The organism is Robinsoniella sp. RHS (assembly GCF_001029355.1).
In the GTDB taxonomy this organism is placed as follows: Bacteria; Bacillota; Clostridia; order Lachnospirales; family Lachnospiraceae; genus Robinsoniella; species Robinsoniella peoriensis.
Genome location: NZ_JNGB01000267.1, coordinates 1 through 1,398, shown reverse-complemented (window position 1 = coordinate 1,398; position 1,398 = coordinate 1). Strand labels below are relative to the sequence as shown.

Genomic DNA, 1,398 nt, shown 5'->3' with positions numbered 1-1,398 from the left:
AGCCAATAAGAAGGTTTCCTGGAGATCTTCCAACAATTCCGTTATTTCAGTAGATGCAAACGGAAAAGTAACCGCTAAAAAAGCAGGTAAAGCAACAGTCACAGTAAGGACAGCGGACGGTGGAAAAGAGGCATCCTGTAAGATCACAGTTACTACGGTTAAGGCAAAGAAAATTTCCCTGAACAAAAAAAGCAAAACCATTTATAAGGGAAAAGCTTATCAGCTTAAGTCTTCCTTAAAGCCGTCAAATGCAACAGATAAAGTGGTCTGGACCAGTTCCAATAAGAAAGCTGCTACCGTATCCCGGAACGGGCTTGTAAAAGCCAAAAAAGCTGGGACAGCAACAATTACTGCAAAGATATCCAGTAAGAAGAAAATAACCTGCAGAATCACTGTAAAGGAGGTGAAGGCAAAGAAGGTTAAGATGAACCTTCACAAGAAAACATTAAAGACAGGAAAAACATTACAGCTTAAAGCAACTGTAAAGCCAAAGAACAGTACAGATACTTTAAAATGGGAAAGCTCAAATAAAAAGGCAGCAAAAGTTTCCCAAAAAGGAGTTGTTACAGCTTTGAAAAAAGGACGTACAACCATTACGGTATCCACACCGCAAGGAAAGAAAGATTCCTGCATTATCACAGTAGGATAAGGTTCTGTTCGAGGCACAAGTATACAGGTGAATGTGGAAGTAAAACATTCACATTTACCTGGTTAAAATCGCAAAAAATGCGGCATAGGAGGAAAATATGAGAGGTTGGAAAAGATTTATATCCGGTATTCTGACAATGGTATTAATGATCACGAGCATATTACCAATGACAGTTACAGCGGCGGAAAATTTAACACCGGGCCATGAGTTTACGGCTGACTGGATCTGGAGCAATGATGCAAGGGAAGCCGGGCAGTGGATGAGTTTCCGTAAAACATTTAATTTGGAGAAAGTGCCGGAAAAAGTAGAGGCATACATAGCGGCAGATTCTAAATACTGGCTGTGGATTAATGGTGAAATGGCAGTATTTGAAGGTATGGTAAAAACCGGACCGAACAGATCAGACATGTATTATGACAAAGAAGATATCGCCAAATTCCTGAAAGAAGGCAAGAACACGATTGCCGTGCAGGTTGTCTACTTTGGTAAAAGCGGTTACGGATTCAAAGATTCCGGTAAGCCGGGCTTCTTATTTGACGCTGACTTTGGAGAAGGTGCACTGAAAGAAGGAACAAAAATTGTCAGCGATACCAGCTGGAAAGCAGTGAAAGATCCTGCTTATGGAAAGCATGATATGGATTCCAACTACAGGCTGGCGGAACCCAATATTATGTACGATGCCAATGCAGAACTGACAGGCTGGCAGGGAACAGAGTTTAACGATTCCAAATGGGAAAATGCCGTGATTC

The 1,398-nt window shown here is 41.3% G+C and carries 2 protein-coding genes; both read left to right on the top strand.

The features are described from left to right. A partial coding sequence (locus RHS_RS29700; protein ID WP_047835281.1) for an Ig-like domain-containing protein occupies positions 1–649 on the top strand: 649 nt, incomplete at its 5' end. A gap of 97 nt (positions 650–746) precedes the next feature. Further along, on the top strand, positions 747–1,398 hold a 652-nt coding region (locus RHS_RS29695; RefSeq protein ID WP_047835280.1), incomplete at its 3' end, for an alpha-L-rhamnosidase N-terminal domain-containing protein.